Source organism: Nonomuraea sp. NPDC004702, from assembly GCF_053601695.1.
On record NZ_JBSGCE010000025.1, the window covers coordinates 39,220 to 56,315 of the forward strand.

General features: G+C 74.9%; 15 protein-coding genes and 1 riboswitch. Of the genes, 6 read left to right on the top strand and 9 right to left on the bottom strand.

Annotated features, from left to right (window positions below; translation table 11 throughout):
* Together cobO and ACWEJ6_RS28210 are read left to right on the top strand one after the other, a co-directional pair.
* Positions 1 to 603 carry a cob(I)yrinic acid a,c-diamide adenosyltransferase gene (gene cobO / locus ACWEJ6_RS28205; protein WP_452427508.1) on the top strand — a complete coding sequence of 201 codons (603 nt, stop codon included), beginning with the start codon at positions 1 to 3 and terminating at the stop codon, positions 601 to 603.
* A gap of 8 nt (positions 604 to 611) precedes the next feature.
* Positions 612 to 1,964: a cobyrinate a,c-diamide synthase gene (locus ACWEJ6_RS28210; RefSeq protein ID WP_452427661.1), complete on the top strand. Its 1,353-nt coding sequence runs from the start codon at positions 612 to 614 to the stop codon at positions 1,962 to 1,964.
* Here the strand turns inward: ACWEJ6_RS28210 and cobN are convergent.
* The gene (gene cobN / locus ACWEJ6_RS28215) at positions 1,919 to 5,545 is read right to left on the bottom strand and encodes a cobaltochelatase subunit CobN (RefSeq protein ID WP_452427510.1); all 3,627 of its coding nucleotides are present in this window, start codon (positions 5,543 to 5,545) and stop codon (positions 1,919 to 1,921) included. The two genes, ACWEJ6_RS28210 and cobN, sit on opposite strands and share 46 nt — an antisense overlap.
* A 38-nt stretch (positions 5,546 to 5,583) precedes the next feature.
* Positions 5,584 to 5,765: riboswitch (cobalamin riboswitch) on the bottom strand.
* Between the two features lie 31 nt (positions 5,766 to 5,796).
* Here cobN and cobG point away from each other — a divergent pair.
* Genes cobG through ACWEJ6_RS28230 form a run of 3 tightly spaced genes read left to right on the top strand, consistent with a single transcriptional unit; the run spans position 5,797 to position 9,127 of the window.
* Positions 5,797 to 7,026: a precorrin-3B synthase gene (gene cobG / locus ACWEJ6_RS28220; protein ID WP_452427512.1), complete on the top strand. Its 1,230-nt coding sequence runs from the start codon at positions 5,797 to 5,799 to the stop codon at positions 7,024 to 7,026.
* Positions 7,023 to 7,643, top strand: a complete 621-nt coding sequence (locus ACWEJ6_RS28225) for a precorrin-8X methylmutase (protein ID WP_387673532.1) — start codon at positions 7,023 to 7,025, stop codon at positions 7,641 to 7,643. The genes cobG and ACWEJ6_RS28225 overlap by 4 nt, the downstream gene beginning before the upstream one ends.
* A 5-nt stretch (positions 7,644 to 7,648) precedes the next feature.
* Positions 7,649 to 9,127: a precorrin-2 C(20)-methyltransferase gene (locus tag ACWEJ6_RS28230; protein ID WP_358295399.1), complete on the top strand. Its 1,479-nt coding sequence runs from the start codon at positions 7,649 to 7,651 to the stop codon at positions 9,125 to 9,127.
* Here the strand turns inward: ACWEJ6_RS28230 and ACWEJ6_RS28235 are convergent.
* From ACWEJ6_RS28235 to cbiE, 3 genes are read right to left on the bottom strand one after another with little or no spacing between them, the layout of a single operon-like run.
* The gene (locus ACWEJ6_RS28235; RefSeq protein ID WP_452427515.1) at positions 9,118 to 9,873 is read right to left on the bottom strand and encodes a cobalt-precorrin-6A reductase; all 756 of its coding nucleotides are present in this window, start codon (positions 9,871 to 9,873) and stop codon (positions 9,118 to 9,120) included. The genes ACWEJ6_RS28230 and ACWEJ6_RS28235 overlap by 10 nt on opposite strands.
* Positions 9,858 to 10,613: a precorrin-4 C(11)-methyltransferase gene (cobM, locus tag ACWEJ6_RS28240; protein ID WP_452427517.1), complete on the bottom strand. Its 756-nt coding sequence runs from the start codon at positions 10,611 to 10,613 to the stop codon at positions 9,858 to 9,860. The genes ACWEJ6_RS28235 and cobM overlap by 16 nt, the downstream gene beginning before the upstream one ends.
* Entirely contained in the window at positions 10,610 to 11,818 is a 1,209-nt protein-coding gene (cbiE, locus tag ACWEJ6_RS28245; RefSeq protein ID WP_452427519.1) for a precorrin-6y C5,15-methyltransferase (decarboxylating) subunit CbiE, read from the bottom strand. The genes cobM and cbiE overlap by 4 nt, the downstream gene beginning before the upstream one ends.
* Before the next feature lie 150 nt (positions 11,819 to 11,968).
* On the opposite strand from cbiE, the gene cobF reads away from it, so the two are divergent.
* Positions 11,969 to 12,727 carry a precorrin-6A synthase (deacetylating) gene (cobF, locus tag ACWEJ6_RS28250; RefSeq protein ID WP_452427521.1) on the top strand — a complete coding sequence of 253 codons (759 nt, stop codon included), beginning with the start codon at positions 11,969 to 11,971 and terminating at the stop codon, positions 12,725 to 12,727.
* Between the two features lie 44 nt (positions 12,728 to 12,771).
* Here the strand turns inward: cobF and ACWEJ6_RS28255 are convergent, their stop codons facing one another.
* The 5 genes from ACWEJ6_RS28255 to ACWEJ6_RS28275 all read right to left on the bottom strand — a co-directional run bounded on the left by ACWEJ6_RS28255 (position 12,772) and on the right by ACWEJ6_RS28275 (position 16,993).
* Positions 12,772 to 13,977 (bottom strand): Dyp-type peroxidase, encoded by a 1,206-nt coding sequence (locus tag ACWEJ6_RS28255; protein ID WP_452427523.1) that lies wholly within the window; start codon positions 13,975 to 13,977, stop codon positions 12,772 to 12,774.
* Positions 13,977 to 14,525 (bottom strand): copper chaperone PCu(A)C, encoded by a 549-nt coding sequence (locus ACWEJ6_RS28260; protein WP_452427525.1) that lies wholly within the window; start codon positions 14,523 to 14,525, stop codon positions 13,977 to 13,979. The genes ACWEJ6_RS28255 and ACWEJ6_RS28260 overlap by 1 nt, the downstream gene beginning before the upstream one ends.
* Positions 14,526 to 14,681: 156 nt before the next feature.
* Positions 14,682 to 15,233, bottom strand: coding sequence for an MFS transporter (locus tag ACWEJ6_RS28265; RefSeq protein WP_452427527.1), 552 nt, complete (start codon positions 15,231 to 15,233; stop codon positions 14,682 to 14,684).
* Positions 15,234 to 15,458: 225 nt separating this feature from the next.
* Complete coding sequence (locus ACWEJ6_RS28270; protein ID WP_452427529.1) at positions 15,459 to 16,103, bottom strand: hypothetical protein; 645 nt, start codon at positions 16,101 to 16,103, stop codon at positions 15,459 to 15,461.
* The gene (locus tag ACWEJ6_RS28275) at positions 16,097 to 16,993 is read right to left on the bottom strand and encodes a hypothetical protein (RefSeq protein WP_452427531.1); all 897 of its coding nucleotides are present in this window, start codon (positions 16,991 to 16,993) and stop codon (positions 16,097 to 16,099) included. Before ACWEJ6_RS28275 ends, ACWEJ6_RS28270 begins: the two co-directional genes overlap by 7 nt.
* Positions 16,994 to 17,096: the final 103 nt, after the last annotated feature.

The window sequence follows — 17,096 nt, forward strand, 5'->3', positions numbered from 1 at the left end:
ATGCCTCAGGGAAAACCGGCTGTCGTGCCCGACGACGGCCTGACCACGCGCCAGCGGCGGACCCGTCCGCTGCTGATGGTGCACACCGGACCGGGCAAGGGCAAGTCCACGGCCGCCTTCGGGATGGCGTTGCGGGCCTGGAACCAGGGCTGGCCGGTCGGGGTGTTCCAGTTCGTGAAGTCGGCCAAATGGCGCATCGGCGAGGAACGGGCGCTCAAGGTGCTCGGCGAGACGGGCGAGGGCGGCCCGGTGACCTGGCACAAGATGGGCGAGGGCTGGTCGTGGATCCAGCGGCCCGGCAGCGAGGAGGACCACGCGGCCGACGCCCGTGAGGGCTGGGAGCAGATCAAGCGCGACCTGGCGGCGCAGACGTACCGGTTCTACGTGCTCGACGAGTTCACCTACCCGCTGAAGTGGGGCTGGCTGGACCTGGACGACGTGCTGAAGGCGCTGACGGACCGGCCGGGCAGCCAGCACGTCGTGATCACCGGCAGGGACGCGCCCGGACGGCTGATCGAGGTCGCCGACCTGGTGACGGAGATGGGCAAGGTACGCCACCCCATGGACGCCGGGCAGAAGGGGCAGAAGGGCATCGAGTGGTAGTCCCCCGGCTGGTGATCGCCGCGCCGTCGTCGGGCAGCGGCAAGACGACGGTGGCCACGGGGCTCATGGCGGCGTTGCGGGAGCGCGGGCTGCGGGTCTCGCCGCACAAGGTGGGGCCCGACTACATCGACCCGGGCTATCACGCGCTGGCCGCCGGCCGTCCCGGCCGCAATCTGGATCCGTGGCTCGTCGGGGAGGAGCTCGTCGCCCCGCTGTTCCTGCACGGCGCCGCCGGGTGCGACGTGGCGGTGGTCGAGGGCGTGATGGGCCTGTTCGACGGCAGGGGGGACACCGGCTTCGCCTCGACCGCGCACGTCGCGACGCTGCTGGACGCGCCGGTGGTGCTGGTCGTGGACGCGGCCCGGCAGAGCAGGTCGGTGGCGGCGGTGGTGCACGGGTTCGCCACCTTCGACCCGGACGTGCGGGTGGGCGGGGTGGTGCTCAACCGGGTGGGCTCCGACCGGCACGAGGAGCTGTGCCGGTCGGCGCTGGCGGCGGCGGGCGTGCCGGTGCTGGGGGCGATCCGCCGCGACGACGCCGTGGCCACGCCCTCCCGGCACCTGGGGCTGGTGCCGGCCGCCGAGCGCCGGACCGAGGCGGTCGCCGCCGTGGACCGGCTGGCCGCCCTGGTGGCGCGTTCGTGCGACCTGGACGCGTTGCTGCGGCTGGCGCGCTCCGCTCCCCCGCTGGGCGGCCCCTCCTGGACGCCGCCGACGCCCGCCGCGACGGGCGGCCGGCCAGAGGAGGCGGTGGCGGGTGCCGCGCGCGGCCGGCCGGTGGTGGCCGTGGCCGGTGGGGCGGCGTTCACGTTCGGCTACGCCGAGCAGGTCGAGCTGCTGCGGGCGGCGGGGGCCGAGGTGGCCGTCTTCGACCCGCTGCGCGACACGCGGCTGCCGGACGGGACCGGCGCGATCGTGATCGGCGGCGGCTTCCCGGAGGTGTACGCCGCCGAGCTGGCCGCCAACGAGCCCCTGCGGCAGCAGGTGGCCGCCTTCCCCGGCCCGATCGCCGCGGAGTGCGCGGGGCTGCTGTACCTGTGCGACGAGCTGGACGGCCAGCGCATGTGCGGGCGCGTCCCGGGGCGGGCGCGGATGACGTCCCGGCTGACGCTCGGCTACCGGGACGCCGTCGCGCTGCGGCGCTCGCCGCTCACCAGGACGGGCGAGCGGCTGCGCGGGCACGAGTTCCACCGGACGGCCGTCACGTACGCGGGCGAGCCGCTGTTCCGCTGGGACGGCGGCCACGACGGGTACGGCGACCCCGGCGTGACCGCGTCCTACCTGCATCTGCACTGGGCGGGCGCGCCGCGCCTGGCTCAGCGGCTGGTGTCGTCCTCCAGGTCGCCCTCGGTCTTGAGGTAGACCTCCTGCAGGCCGCGCAGGACCTCCGGGTCCGGGTGCTGCCACATGCCGCGCTCGGCGGCCTCCAGGAGGCGTTCGGCGATGCCGTGCAGCGCCCAGGGGTTCGAGCGGGCCATGAACGCCTGGTTCTCGGGGTCGAGCACGTACGTCTCCGTGAGCTTGTCGTACATCCAGTCGGCCATCACGCCGGTGGTGGCGTCGTAGCCGAACAGGTAGTCGACGGTGGCGGCCAGCTCGAAGGCGCCCTTGTAGCCGTGCCGGCGCATGGCGGCCAGCCAGCGCGGGTTGACCACCCTGGCGCGGAAGATCCGTGAGGTCTCCTCCGACAGGGTGCGGGTGCGCACGGCGTCGGGGCGGGTGCTGTCGCCGACGTAGGCGGCCGGGGCCCTGCCGGTGAGCGCGCGCACGGTGGCGATCATGCCGCCGTGGTACTGGAAGTAGTCGTCGGAGTCGGCGATGTCGTGCTCGCGGGTGTCGACGTTCTTGGCGGCGACGGCGATGCGGCGGTAGGCGTCCTCCATCTGGGGGCGGGCGGCGACGCCGTCGAGGTCGCGGCCGTAGGCGTAGCCGCCCCACACGGCGTACACCTCGGCCAGGTCGGCGTCGTCGCGCCAGTTGCGGCTGTCGATGAGCGGCAGCAGCCCGGCCCCGTACGCGCCGGGCGCGGAGCCGAAGACGCGCATCGTGGCCAGCCGCTCGTCGCCGCCCGTCGCGGCCACGTGGGCGCGGACGTAGTTGTCCGCGGCCGGCTCCGCCAGCGACGCGACCAGCCGTACGGCGTCGTCGAGCATGCCGACCACGTGCGGGAAGGCGTCGCGGAAGAAGCCGCTGATGCGGACGGTCACGTCGATGCGCGGGCGGCCCAGCTCGGCGAGCGGGATCGGCTCCAGGCGGATGACGCGACGCGACGCCTCGTCCCATTCGGGGCGGACGCCGAGCAGGGCCAGCACCTCGGCGACGTCGTCGCCCGCCGTGCGCATGGCGCTGGTCCCCCACACCGACAGCCCGACCGAGCGCGGCCACTCGCCGGTGTCGGCGCGGTAGCGCTCCAGCAGCGACTCCGCCATCGCCTGGCCGGTCTCCCAGGCCAGGCGGCTGGGCACCGCCCGTGGGTCCACGGAGTAGAAGTTGCGGCCCGTCGGCAGCACGTTGACCAGGCCGCGCAGCGGGGAGCCGCTGGGGCCGGCGGGCACGTAGCCGCCGTCCAGGGCGTGCAGGACGTGGTCGAGCTCGTCGGTGGTGCGGGCCAGGCGCGGCACCATCTCGGTGGCGGCGAACGCCAGCACCCGCGCCACCAGCTCCTCCCGCCCCTCAGCCACGCCTTCCTCGGCCACGCCACCCAATACCGCGCGAGTGACGGCGGGGGCTGCGCTCGGGGCCCAGGCGTGCTGCTCCATGGCCTCGACCAGGGCGCGGGCGGTCGTCTCCGCGCGGTCCACGTCGCCGAGCGCCGCCGTGCCGTCCTCGGCCAGGCCGAGCGCCTCGCGCAGGCCGGGCAGCGTCTCCCTGCCGGCCCACATCTGCCGGGCGCGCAACATGGCCAGCACCAGGTCCACCCGCACCTGGCCGGTGGGCGCCTGGCCGAGGACGTGCAGCCCGTCGCGGATCTGCGCGTCCTTCACCTCGCACAGCCAGCCGTCCACGTGCAGGATGAGGTCGTCGAACTCGCTGTCGTGCGGCCGGTCGGCCAGCCCGAGGTCGTGGTCGAGCCGGGCGGCCTGGATCAGCGTCCAGATCTGCGCCCGGATCGCGGGCAGCTTGGCGGGGTCCATGGCGGCGATCGTGGCGTGCTCGTCCAGGAGCTGCTCCAGCCGGGCGATGTCGCCGTAGGTGTCGGCGCGGGCCATCGGCGGCACGAGGTGGTCCACCAGCACGGCGTGCGCGCGCCGCTTGGCCTGCGTGCCCTCCCCCGGGTCGTTGACGAGGAAGGGGTAGACCAGCGGCAGGTCGCCGATGGCGGCGTCGGTGCCGCACGCGGCCGACATCCCCGCCGACTTGCCGGGCAGCCACTCCAGGTTGCCGTGCTTGCCGACGTGCACCATCGCGTGCGCGCCGAACTCGGCCGACAGCCAGCGGTAGGCGGCCAGGTAGTGGTGGCTGGGCGGCAGGTCGGGGTCGTGGTAGATGGCGATCGGGTTCTCCCCGAAGCCGCGCGGCGGCTGCACCATCACCACCAGGTTCCCGGCCCGCAGCGCGGCCAGCACGATGTCGGTCCCGCTGTCGCCCTCGTGCACGAACAGCTCTCCGGGCGGCGGCCCCCAGTGGCGCTCGATTCCCTCGCGCAGGGCCGCGGGCAGCGTCCGGTACCACTGCTCGTAGGAGGCGGCGGAGATCCGCACCGGGTTGCCCGCCAGGTGCTCCTCGGTCAGCCAGTCCTGGTCCTGGCCGCCGGCGGCGATCAGCGCGTGCACCAGCGCGTCGCCGTCCTGGTCGGCCACGCCGGGGAAGCCGTCGCCCAGGTCGTAACCCGCCTCGGCGAGACGGGCCAGCAGCCGGACGGTGCTCGCGGGGGTGTCCAGCCCGACCGCGTTGCCGACGCGGGAGTGCTTGGTCGGGTACGCCGACAACATCACCACCAGCCGCCGCTCTGCGGGAGGGGTGTGCCGCAGCAGGCCGTGGCGCACCGCGATGCCCGCCACCCGGGCGGCCCGCTCGGGGTCGGCGACGTAGACGGTCAGCCCGTCGTGGTCGATCTCCTTGAACGAGAACGGCACCGTGATGATCCGGCCGTCGAACTCCGGGATCGCGACCTGGGAGGCGGCGTCCAGCGGCGACAGCCCGTCGTCGTTCTCCTCCCATGCCTGCCGGGTGGTGGTCAGGCAGAGTCCTTGCAGGATCGGCACGTCCAGCCCGGCCAGCGCGCCGACGTCCCAGGCCTCGTCGTCGCCGCCCGCCCCCGCGGTGGCCGGACGGGAGCCGCCCGCCGCCAGCACCGTGACGACCAGGGCGTCCGCCGCGCGCAGCGTGTCCAGCAGCTCCGGCTCGGCCGCGCGCAGGGACGAGCAGAAAACCGGCAGCGCCTGCCCGCCCGCCTCCTCGACGGCGTCGCACAACGCCTCGACGAACGCGGTGTTGCCGGCCATGTGGTGGGCCCGGTAGTAGAGCACGCCCACCACGGGACCGCCGGTGGTCCTGGCAGGGCGGTCCAGCCGTCCCCAGGTGGGGGCGGGGACGGGCGGCTCGAACCCGTGCCCGGTCAGCAGGACGGTGTCGGACAGGAACGCGTGCAGCTCGGCCAGGTTGGCCGGGCCGCCATGGGCCAGGTAGGCGTGCGCCTCGGCGCACACCCCGCCGCTGACCGTGGACAGCTCCATCAGCTCGGCGTCGGGAGCCTGCTCCCCGCCCAGCACCACCACCGGGCGCGGCCCGGCCAGCAGCGCGTCGAGCCCGTCCGGCCAGGCCCGCCGCCCGCCCAGCAGGCGCACCACGACGAGGTCGGTCCCCTCCGTCAGGCCGGGGACGTCCTCGGCGGTCAGCCGGGCGGGATTGCCCAGGCGGTAGCCCGCCCCGCAGGCGCGAGCGCTCAGCAGGTCGGTGTCGGAGGTGGAGAGCAGCAGAACGGTACGGCTGTCGCCAGGCACGGCGCATTCCTCCCTCGGGGTCCTCGCCCCGGTCGCGGGTGACACGACGGCAGGAGTCTCCTGGCTCCCGGATCGACGCTCACCCCGGCCTTCCCGCCCGTCGCCGGACAGTGGCCTCGTGGTGGGGTTCGCTCCCCGGTCACAGTGGCGGGACCGCGCCGGATTCACACCGGCTTCCTCCCATTGCCATCGTCTACGCCGAAGCTTACGACAGGAGCGACCCGTCCCAGAAGTGGCGTTACGATCCCTTCGTGCCCGTAGGTGAATCTTCCGGACGTACGCGTCCCGATGCCTGTCCGGGGGCGCTCCAGGTGCACGAGGCCGCCGACGGCCCGCTCGCCCGCGTGCGCCTGCCCGGCGGCGCGGTGTCGGCCGCGCAGCTCCGCGTGCTCGCCGGGTGCGCGGCCGAGCTGGGAACGGGCGTGATCGAGCTGACGTCGCGGGCGAACGTCCAGGTGCGGGGGCTGCGCTCGCCCGAGGTCTTCGCCGGGCGGATCGCGGCGGCCGGGCTGCTGCCGTCGCCCGCGCACGAGCGGGTGCGCAACATCCTGGCCTCGCCGCTGGGCGGGCGCGGTCCCGACGGGCTGCTGGATGTGCTGGCGATGGCCGACGCCCTGGACCGGGCGCTGTGCGCGCGGCCCCGGCTGGCCGCGCTGCCTGGACGGTTCCTGTTCGCCCTGGACGACGGCACGCGGGACGTCGCCGGGCTCGGCGCGGACGTCACCTACGTGGCGACCGGACGGCTGCTGCTCGCCGGCGCCGACACGGGGCTGACCGTCACCCCGGACGCGGCCGTCCCGCTCATGATCGACGCCGCCGAGGCGTTCCTGGACGAGCTGTCCCCCGACGGCCCGCGCGCCTGGCGCATCCGCGACCTCCCGGACGGCCCCGCCAGAATCGCCACCCGCCTGCGCGCCGGCGAACCAAGCCTGATCGACGACCCGCACGCCACGAACGCCCCAGAGGCCCCGGACGCCACGGACGCCCCGGACGCCTCGGATGCCGCGGACGCCGCGCCCGCCCCCGTCTCCGCGCGCCGCCCGTCCGCGGGCAGGATCGCCCAGCGGGACGGCCGGATGGCGATCGAGGCGCTCGTGCCGCTCGGCCGCCTGACGTCCGACCAGGCCGGAGCCCTCGCGGACCTCGGACGGCCGGTGCGCCTGACCCCCTGGCGGACCGTCGTCCTGCCGGACCTCTCCCCCGGCGAGGCGGACCCGACCGAACGGGCGCTGGCCGCCGCCGGGCTCGCCGCCGACCCGGACTCCCCCTGGGCCGGGGTGACCGCCTGCACCGGCCGTCCCGGCTGCGCGAAGGCGCTCGCCGACGTGCGGGCCGATGCCCGGCAATGGGTGCGGAGCCTCGGCCGCGCACCCGCCACGCCCGTCCACTGGGCCGGTTGCGAGCGGCGCTGCGGCCTGCCACGCGGCCCGGTCCGCCAGCTGATCGCAACCATCAACGGATACGAGGAACGCCAGGAGTGAGCGACTACATCCGCGACGGCGCCGAGATCTACCGGCGCTCGTTCGCGACCATCCGCGCCGAGAGCGACCTCACGGGCCTGCCGCCCGAGGTCGCCCAGGTGGCGGTGCGCATGATCCACGCGTGCGGCATGACCGACCTCGTCACCGACCTGGCCTGGTCGCCGCAGGTGGTCGCGCGGGCCAGGGAGGCGCTGCGCGGCGGCGCGCCGGTGTTGTGCGACGCCATGATGGTCGCCTCCGGCGTGACCCGGCGCAGGCTGCCCGCGGGCAACGAGGTGCTGTGCACGCTGGGCGACCCGCGCGTGCCCGAGCTGGCCGAACGCCTCGGCACCACCCGCAGCGCCGCGGCCCTGGAGCTGTGGCGCGACCGCCTGGAGGGCGCGGTGGTGGCGATCGGGAACGCGCCGACCGCCCTGTTCCGGCTGCTGGAGCTGGTGGCCGAGGGCGCCGGACGCCCCGCTGCCGTGCTCGGCATCCCGGTCGGCTTCATCGGCGCGGCCGAGTCCAAGCAGGCGCTGGCCGGCAGCGACCTGGAGTACCTGGTGGTGCACGGCCGTCGCGGCGGCAGTGCGATGACGGCCGCCGCGATCAACGCCATCGCGAACGAGACGGAGTGACGACCATGTCAGGACGCCTGTACGGAGTCGGCCTGGGCCCCGGCGACCCCGAGCTGGTCACGGTCAGGACGGCCCGGCTGATCGGCGAGGCCGACGTGATCGCCTACCACGCCGCCCGGCACGGCCGCAGCATCGCCCGTTCGATCGCGCTGCCGTACATGCGCGAAGGCCAGATCGAGGAGCTGCTGCTCTACCCGCTGACCACGGAGACCACCGACCACCCCGGCGGCTACCAGGGAGCGCTCGACGACTTCTACGCCGACTGCGCCGAACGCCTGGCCGCCCACCTGGACGCGGGCCGCACCGTGGTCGTGCTGGCCGAGGGCGACCCGCTGTTCTACGGCTCCTACATGCACATGCACAAGCGGCTCGCCCACCGCTACCCGACCGAGGTGGTGCCCGGCGTGACCTCGGTCAGCGCCGCCGCCGCCGTGCTGGGACGGCCGCTGGTCGAGCGGGACGAGGTGCTGACCGTGCTGCCCGGCACGCTGCCCGCGCAGGTGCTGGCCGAGCGGCTGCGCGACACCGACTCGGCCGCCGTGCTCAAGCTGGGCCGCACGTTCGGGAAGGTGCGCGACGCGCTGGCCGAGGCGGGCCGCCTCGACGACGCCTGGTACGTCGAGCGCGCCACCATGGGCGCCGAGCGGGTCGCCCCGCTCAAGGACGTGGACCCGGACGGCGTCCCGTACTTCTCGCTGGCCCTGCTCGCCAGCCCGGCCGAGCGCACCTTCGTCCCCGAGCGCCCGGCGGACGAGGGGCGGGGCGAGGTGGCCGTGGTCGGTCTGGGACCGGCGGGGCGGCCGTGGCTGACGCCGGAGGCGCAGGAGGCGCTGGCCGCGGCCACCGACCTCGTCGGCTACGGCCCGTACGTGGACCGGGTGGCTCCGAACCCGCGCCAGCGCCGCCACCGCACCGACAACCGGGTGGAGGCCGAGCGCGCCAGGCACGCCCTTGAGCTGGCCCGGGACGGGGCCCGCGTGGCGGTCGTGTCGTCCGGCGACCCGGGCGTGTTCGCCATGGCCAGTGCCGTGCTCGAAGCCGCCGCCGACTTCCCGGACGTGCCGGTGCGGGTCGTGCCGGGACTGACCGCCGCCCAGGCGGTCGCCGCCAGGGCGGGCGCGCCGCTCGGGCACGACTACTGCGTGCTGTCGCTGTCCGACCTGCTCAAGCCGTGGGAGGTGGTGGCCGACCGGCTGTCCGCCGCCGCGCGGGCGGACCTGGTGCTGGCGATCTACAACCCGGCCTCGCGCAGCCGTACGTGGCAGGTCGCCGCCGCCCGGGACCTGCTGCTGGAGCACCGCGCGCCGGACACCCCCGTGGTGATCGGCCGCGACGTCGGCGGCCCGCAGGAGAGCGTCACGGTCACCACGCTCGGCGAGCTGGACCCCGGCCAGGTGGACATGCGCTGCCTGCTGATCATCGGCTCGTCCACGACCCGGGCCACCGAAGGCGGCGTCGTCTACACCCCGCGCCGCTACCCCTGAACCCAGGCCGCCGCCGCCGCCACGCTGTCCGTGGCCCGGACGCCCGGGGGCAGCGGCGGCCGGTCCACCATGATCACCGGCAGGCCGAGCTCACGCGCCGCGCCGAGCTTGGCCGTGGTCATGCCGCCGCCGCTGTCCTTGGTCACCAGCACGTCCAGGCGGTGCTCCCGGATCAGGGCGCGCTCGCCCTCGACGGTGTACGGCCCGCGGTCGAGCAGGACGTGCACGTTCGCCGGCACCGGCCCCTCCGGCGGGTCCACCGACCTGGCCAGCAGCCACACGCCGGGCAGCGGCGCGAACACCGGCAGGCTCCGGCGTCCGGTCGTGAGGAAGACCCGGGTGTCACGGCCGGCCGCGCCCCACCGGGCCGTGGTCAGCAGCCCGGCCGCCTCCTGGAGGGAGCCGACCCGCAGCCACGCGTCGCCCGGCCCCTCCCGCCACCCCGGACGCCGCAGCACCAGCAGCGGCACCCCGGTCGCCGACGAGGCCGCGACCCCCGAGGCGGTCATCCGCTCCGCGAACGGATGCGTGGCGTCGACCAGCACGTCGATGCGCTCCTCCAGCAGCCACGCGGCCAGGCCCGACGGCCCGCCGAACCCGCCTTCCCGCACCTCGCCCACGGGAAGCCGCGGGTTGTTCACCCGCCCCGCCAGCGAGGACACCACGTGCAGCCCGGGATCGGCGGCCAGCTCGGCGGCCAGGGCCCGCGCCTCCGCGGTGCCGCCGAGGATCAGGACCCGCCGCACGCCCGCTCCCTGGCGTCGCTGTAGAGGTGGCTGTCGGGGAACTGCGTCGCCGACAACACCCGGCCCACGACGATCACGGCCGTCCGCCGGATCCCGGCGTCGTGGACCTGCCCGGCGATGTCGGCCAGCGTCCCGCGCAGGATCACCTCGTCGGCCCGGCTCGCCCGCGCGACCACGGCCACCGGGCAGTCCGGGCCGTAGGAGGGCAGCAGCTCGGCGACCACCGCGTCGATCCGCTGCACGGCCAGGTGCAGCACCATCGTGGCCCGGCTCGCGCCGAGCGTCGCGAGGTCCTCGCCGTCCGGCATGGGGGTGGCGCGGGCGGAGGTGCGCGTCAGGATGACCGTCTGGCCCACGCCGGGCACGGTCAGCTCCCGGCCCAGCGCGGCCGCCGCCGCCGCGAACGCCGGAACCCCGGGCACCACCTCGTACGGCACGCCGAGGGCGTCCAGCCTGCGCATCTGCTCGGCCACGGCGCTGAAGACCGACGGGTCGCCCGAGTGCAGCCGCGTCACGTCGAGACCGTCGCGGTGCGCGGCGGCCAGCTCGGCGACGATCTCGTCGAGCGTCAGGTCCGCCGTGTTCACCAGCCTGGCCCCGGGCGGGCAGGCGTCGAGCAGCTCGCGCGGCACCAGCGACCCGGCGTACAGGCAGACCGGCGACGCCTCCAGCCGGCGCAGGCCGCGCAAGGTGATCAGGTCGGCGGCGCCGGGACCGGCTCCGACGAAGTACACGGTCAAGGCTGTTCCTTCCTTGTGATCGACCACACGGTCACCGGCATCGCCGCCCGCCAGCCGGTGAACCCGCCGACCGGCGAGGCCCGCTGGACGCCCAGGCGCACCAGGTCGCCCCCGAGCCTGCCGTGCCAGTGGGCGAGGACGGCCTCGGACTCCAGGGTCACGGCGTTCACCACCAGCCGGCCGCCGGGGCGCAGCGCCGTCCAGCAGCGTTCCAGCAGGCCGGGGGCGGTCGCGCCGCCGCCGACGAACACCGCGTCCGGCTCGGGCAGCCCGTCCAGCGCCCCGGGGGCCTTCCCCTCGACCACGCGCATCGACGGCACGCCGAGCCGCTCGGCGTTGCGCCGGACGGCGGCGGCCCGGTCGGCCCGGCTCTCGATCGCCACGGCGGCGCACGACGGGTGGCTGCGCATCCACTCGACGGCGATGCTGCCCGCCCCCGCGCCCACGTCCCACAGCAGCTCGCCGGGCGTCGGGGCCAGGCGGGACAGGCTGACGGCGCGGACCTCCCGCTTGGTGAGCTGCCCGTCGTGCTCGTACGCGCCGTCGGGCAGCCCCGGCACCCTGGCCAGGGGCTCGGCGTCCCGGGCGAGGACGCACTCGACGGCGATCACGTGCAGCGGGGACTCCTGGCCCTCCGCCCAGCTCTCGGCCGTGCCCCGCCGTTCGGACTCCCCTGGGCCGCCCAGCTCCGACAGCACCGTCATCGGGCTGGGTCCGTACCCGTGCCGGACGAGCAGCCCGGCGACCACCGGCGGCGAGCCGGGGCCCGCTCCGAGCACGACGACCCGGCGGCCCGGCTGGAGCGCGGCGGCCAGCGCCGCGGGCGGCCGGCCCACCAGGCTGACGACGTCCACCTGCTCGGCCGGCCAGCCCAGCCGGGCGCAGGCCAGCGTCAGCGACGACACGTGCGGCAGCACCGTTACGCGCTCCGCGCCCAGCAGCCGGACCAGCGTCGAGCCGATGCCGTAGAACATCGGATCGCCGCTGGCCAGCACGCAGACCTCGCGGCCGGCGTACCGGTCCATGAGCGCGGGCAGGGCGGGCAGCAGCGGCGACGGCCATGCCACGCGTTCGGCGGCCGTCGCGGGCACGAGGTCGAGCTGCCGCGCGCTGCCCATGAGCACGTCGGCGGCCTCGACCGCGCGGCGCGAGCCCGGGGTCAGCCCGTCCCAGCCGTCCGCGCCGATCCCGACGACCGTGATCACGCGTCGCGCCGTGTCAGCTGGATCTCCTCGGCAAGCCGCTCCTGACGGGACGCGGCGAAGGCGTCGCCCTGCTCGGCCAGGTTCACGATCCTCCTCGATGGCAAAGTGCGAGGGATATCGTATATCTGCCTATCTGGCAGACTTTGGCGGGTGAAACGGCTTCTCGTCATCGGGATCGGCGCCGGCGATCCGGACCACCTCACGCTGCAGGCGGTCAAGGCCATCGCCGCCACGGACGTGTTCTTCATCGTCGACAAGGGCGAGACCAAGCAGGAGTTGATCCAGCTCCGCCTCGACCTGATCGCCGAGCACGGTCGCAAGCCGTACCGGATCGCCGAGGCCCGCGACCCGGAACGGGACCGCGCCGCCCCCGCCTACACCGCCGCCGTCGAGGACTGGCGCTCGCGCCGCTCGCTCGCCTGCGAAGCGCTCATCCACGACGAGCTGGGCGCCGGCGAGACCGGCGCGTTCCTGGTGTGGGGCGACCCGGCCGTCTACGACAGCACGCTCGCCATCCTCGACGAGATCCGGCGACGCGGGAACGTCACGTTCGACGTCGAGGTCGTCCCCGGCATCAGCAGCGTGGCCGCCCTCACCGCCCGTCACCGCATCGGCCTGACCCAGGTCGGCCGGCCCACGCACCTGACCACCGGCCGCCGCCTGGCCGAGCAGGGCCCCACCTCCGACGACGTGGTGGTCATGCTCGACGCCCACTGCTCCTTCACCGGTCTCGACGACTTCCACATCTACTGGGGCGCCTACCTCGGGACGCCGGACGAGATCCTGGTGTCGGGGCCGGTGCCGGAGGTCGGTGACCGCATCCGGCGGCTGCGTGCCGAGGCCCGCGACCGCAAGGGCTGGATCATGGACACGTACCTGCTGCGCCGCCTGTCACCGGGGGACCGCTGACCTGACGCCGAGGTCGCGCCGCCAGGTCGGCGGGCCCCCTCGGGTCATGCCAGCAGCCCCTGCCCGATCCAGCCGCCGGGCGGGCAGCCCGGCGGGATGGCGAACACGGCCGATCCGATGGGCGTGGTCCACTCGTTGAGCAGGTCGGCCTCGGCCAGCCGGCGTTGCATCGGCAGGAACTGCGCGCCGACGTCGGCCTGGTAGGAGGCGAAGAGCAGGCCGCTGTCGGAGTGTCCGGCCGCGGTGAGCCCTTCGTCGTAGTTGTAGGGGCGACGGAAGATCCCCTTGGCCGGGTCGGCGCTGTGCGCGCGCCTGATGTGGGCGTACTCGGAGATGACCGGGAACCCCAGGGGCGTGAGCTCGGCGAAGTCGGGCGGGTCGTGCTCGGCGGTCCCGGTCAGCGGGGCGCCGGTGTCCAGGCGGCGTCCGATCGTGAACTCCTTGGCGACCCGGTCGGCGGCGTCCCAGGTCTCCAGTTCGACCCGGATCCGCCGCAGCACCAGCGTGGTGCCGCCGCGCAGCCAGGCGGGCGCGTCCGCGCCGGCCCACACCACCCGGTCGAAGACAGGGCTCCCGGGGACGGCGTTGGCGGTCCCGTCGAGCTGCCCCATGATGTTGTGCTGGGTCAGCCCGGACGCCTGCACCCCGGCGGCCCGCCGGAACCCGCGCTGGACCCATCGGACGCGGGTGAACGCGCGGGCGTCCTTGATGATCATGCGGAGGGCGTGGGCCACGGTCAGCGGGTCGTCGGCGCAGATCTGCACCAGCACGTCGCCGCCGTTCCACTGGTTCTGCAGCTTGTCGATGGAGAAGCGGGGCAGCGCCTTCAGCGAGGACGGGCGCGCGTCCGCCAGGCCCACCGCGTCGAACAGACCGGGCCCGAACCCGAAGGTGACGGTCAGCCGGGCGGGCAGCACCGCCAGCTCCGGTTCGGTGTCGGCCAGGGCGGGACCGCCCGCGCTCAGGCGGCGGGCGTCGTCGGTCAGCAGCCGCATCATCCGGGCCACCGCCTCGCGGCCGACGCCCGCGCGCAGGTCCAGTCCGACGAAGACGGCGTGGGCCTGCGGGACGGTGGCGATCCCCGCCTGGTGCGGGCCGTGGAAGGGCTCCACCGCCGAGCCCGGCGAAGCAGCCTGGGCCGGGCCCGCCGAAGCGGCCTGTGCCGCGAGCGCGCCGGCCGCGGCGGCCGCGGTCGAGGCCAGCAGGCCCCGCCGGGTCAGGCGGGACCTGCTGCCGGTGTGGGCGTCCATCAGTGCTTGCCCTCGCCCGGCTGGTAGTTCTCCTTGCCGCCGGCGAAGTCCTTGCCGATCGCGGTGAACTGGAGGGTGGAACCGTCGGCGAGAGTCAGAGTGAAGGGCACCTCGGCGCCGGGCTCCACCTTCCCGGTGACCCCCATCAGCATGATGTGATCGCCGCCGGGCGCCAGCTGGTGAGAACCGCGAGCAGGTACCACGAACCCGCCCTTCTTGGGGCGCATCACCATCTTGCCCCCGGAGTCCACCACTTCGTGCAGCTCGACCGTCGGAGACAGCGGCGAGGCGCCGGAGACGACCGTCAGCTCCGCGTCGGTGTTGTTGACCAGAGTGCCGAAGGCGGCCGTCATCCCCTTGCCGCCGGTCTTGATCCAGGGGTCGGTGATGGTCAGAGCGGGCGAAGGGGTGGCGGCGGCGGTGGCGGCCGCCGGTGACGCCGACGGGGTCGACGCGGTCGTGCTCTGGCCGCCGCAGCCGGACACGAGCACGGCCACGGCCAGCGCCGCGGCGGGAAGAAGCGGAGAACGCGAACGGAGAGAGTGCATGGTGGGCCTTTCCAGGCAGCCCTCGGCGCGCGGTGGCGTTTCCCACCGCGCCGGAGGCGGATCAGGCAGGGGCGCTTGACGCGGCCGCGACGTCGGCGGCCACGCGAACCCGGACGGAGCCGGGCATGACGACGTGCTCCAGCCTCGCCATGAGGGTCAGCCGGAGAAAGCGATCACCTGCGTGAACGGCGGACCGCGCGTGGGCGCGGCGTGTGCCAGCACCGCCGAGCGCAGCCGGCCCGGCTCGGGCGCCGTCACCACGACGACCGGCTCGTGCGGCGGACGCGGGAAGAGCGCCAGGAGGACCCGGCACAGCCGCGCGGCGAGGCGGTGCAGCAGCCCCCACAGAGCGGCCTCGCCGCGGGCCAGCCACAGGGCGATCAGCCCGGTGGCACCGGCGTGCGTGACGAGCATGCCGACGCCGGGCACCAGTCCCGAATGGCCGTGGACGAGCGCGGCGTAGGCGTCCGCGGCATGGCTGAGGGAGAACAGCACATGCAGCACCACCTGCATGCCGGCCAGCAACGGCAGGATCACCGCCAGCGTGCGCTCACGCGCCGAGGCCACGACCCCGCCCCCGAACGCCAGCAGCAGCCCACCGGCCACCACCGGCCCCGTGACCGATCCCCCGCCGAACAGGTGCGCCAGCGCGCCCAGCGCCACGCAGACCACGGCGAACACCGCGGCACGGGCGAGACGGAACGGCAAGGAGGCGGTCATAACGGGCCCATCATCCCATCGCACCCCCTCGCCCTGGCATCCGCCATCGTGCCTGACTTCCGGCACGCCGCCTGCTCACGCACCCGGCACCGCCTTCGCCCGTCGGAACGATCGCCGGTCGGCCGCCCAGGTGGCGTGTCCCGGCCCCGCAAGGGGCCGTCTACAGCCTGAAGCCCGCGGGCGGCGTCGGGCCGGCCGACGGCGGGCACGGGCTCAGCGGGCGAGCGGGAGCTTGCCGCCAAATGGCACTTCTCTGCGGTGTACGGCGATCGCCACCCCCAAGGCGACGACGGCATATCCACAGGTCACGGTCAAACCCGCCCATGGTGGGAGCGGGTAGTAGCCCCCCAGCAGTGACGGGTCCACGTCCACATGCGCGAACGCCGGGATGCTCTGCGTGATCGCGAACCCGGCGGCAGGAGTGATCATCAGCAGCCATGGCGCCAGCCCCGCGGTCGCCAGCAGGTACGGCACGACGACCAGCACGATCGCCAGCCCGACGGCGACGACGGCCCGCCTGACCAGCGCGGCCAGGCCCAGAGCCAGCACGGCGGCGGCCGCGGTCAGCGCCGCGTGGCCGACGATCATCCGCAGTCCGGTGCCCAGGGTGATCGGCTGGATCGGGTTCCCATGGGCGCGCATCATCGCCAGCCCGGCAGGGATCACGACCCCCGAGGCCACCAGCCCCACGGCGAACCCGACCACGCCGACCACCCCGGCCCTGGCCGCCAGCAGCCACGCCGGACGCGAGTCGGCAGTCAGGCCGGTCCCGGCCGGTTCGCGCCGGTGGCCGGTGGTGAGGAACGTGGCCGCCGCCACGAACATGGGGATCAGTCCCAGGGCTCCGCCGATCAGCATGAGGTCGGCGCGCAGGCCCCCTCCACCGTGGCGGGCCCGATGTCGCCTCCCCCCGTCACGATGAGCTTCCCGCCGGACTCGACGACCCCGCCCGGATGGTGCGGCGTCTTCCCGTCCGACTCCATGGAGACGCCGACGTCGTCGCGGCGCCACGGACCGTCCGCCCCCTGCAGTTCGATCTGGTCGAAGGTGGCGGTGGCGTTGGCGAAGGCTCTCGCCATGTCCCACACGGCGCCTGGGGACGTGGCGAACAGCCCGATCTCGACCGTCTCCGGCAACCCGGCCAACCTGACGGTGGCCACCTCGGTCCACGCCCTGCCGTCGTCCGACTCCTGGCCGGTGACGGTGTCGCCGGACCGGGTCAGCCGTAGCCACTGCGGACCGTTGTGCGGACCGCCGGCCACGTCGTGGACGTAGTTGTACTGCATCCGCACCCCATGATCTCCGGTGAGCATGACGGCGGCGTACGGCGTGCCCTGCTTGAGGCTCGGCCTGACCAGGAGGCCGGCCTTCGCCCACGGCACCACCCCCTCCTTGACGTTGCGCACGCCCGGTACGGCGTCCGGCAGCCGGATCTGCCCGGTCATGTCCGACACGCGGGCGGTGATGCTGCCGTTCCCCTTGAGCGGCTGGTGCACGAAGTAGTACTTGTCCTTCACCGCCGTGCCGTCGGGGCCCACCAGGGGCGCGGGACAGGGGCCCTCGCCCTTCCCCGTCACGCAGGTGGTGCGGACGCCTCCGGCGACCAGCAGTCCGATCGACACGGTCACCAGCACGGAGGCCGCCACGGCGAGCACCCGGCCCCGCGCGGAACGGAACCCGGCCCACTCCGCGCGCAGCATCCGGAGGAAACCGTCCCGCCCGGACGACCGGCCGGATCGGTGAGACATGGATGAATTCATGGCGACGGTTGTACGCGGCACCCGGTTCCAGCCGGGTCGCGGCCGCTGCGACCCGGCTGCGACCGGGGATCTGGCATCGTTGGCCCATGGC